The sequence below is a fragment of the Photorhabdus hainanensis genome (assembly GCF_018448965.1).
Lineage (GTDB): Bacteria > Pseudomonadota > Gammaproteobacteria > Enterobacterales > Enterobacteriaceae > Photorhabdus > Photorhabdus akhurstii.
Genome location: NZ_RCWD01000126.1, coordinates 1 through 640, shown reverse-complemented (window position 1 = coordinate 640; position 640 = coordinate 1). Strand labels below are relative to the sequence as shown.

The 640-nt window shown below is 53.0% G+C and carries 1 protein-coding gene; it reads right to left on the bottom strand.

Annotated elements, in window-relative coordinates:
• Window positions 1-640: IS256 family transposase (locus EAE92_RS24175; protein WP_214069871.1), on the bottom strand; the 640-nt coding region annotated here is incomplete at both ends.

Here is a 640-nt window from a genome sequence, read left to right as displayed (position 1 = left end):
CGCGCTTTCTGCTGCGTCTTTTGAGACCGCACGATACACGGGTTTCAGATCAGCCATGAAGGCTTTGTGGTGCTTTGAAGCCACGTATTTGATGGAGTTACGGATCTGGTGAATGACGCACAGCTGCGCCTCTGTTTGCGGGTAGATGCTGTTGATGGCTTCCGGGAAGCCCGTCAGACCATCAACACAGGCAATGAGGATATCTTTCAGTCCACGGTTTTGCAGGTCTACCAGCACGGATAGCCAGAAGTTTGCCCCTTCGCTTTCAGACAGATACAACCCAAGGATTTCCTTTTTTCCCTCAAGATTGAGCGCCAATACGGTATAGACAGCCTTGCTGACGTAACGACCCTCCTCACGGATTTTGTAGTGGATGGCGTCCAGCCAGATAAAGGGATAAATGGCTTCCAGCGGGCGCTGCTGCCACTGTTTTAGCTCGGGGAGCACCTTGTCCGTGACGGCGCTGAGGGTGGCGCTGGAAACGCTAAAGGCGTACAGGTCTTCGATTTCCCGGCTGATATCGGTGTAGCTCATCCCGAGGGCAAACAGGCGGATAATCTTCCGCTCTATCTCGTCTGATAACGTGGTCTGGTGCTTCTTAACTAGTTGGGGCTCAAAAGTCCCATTACGATCCCGTGGT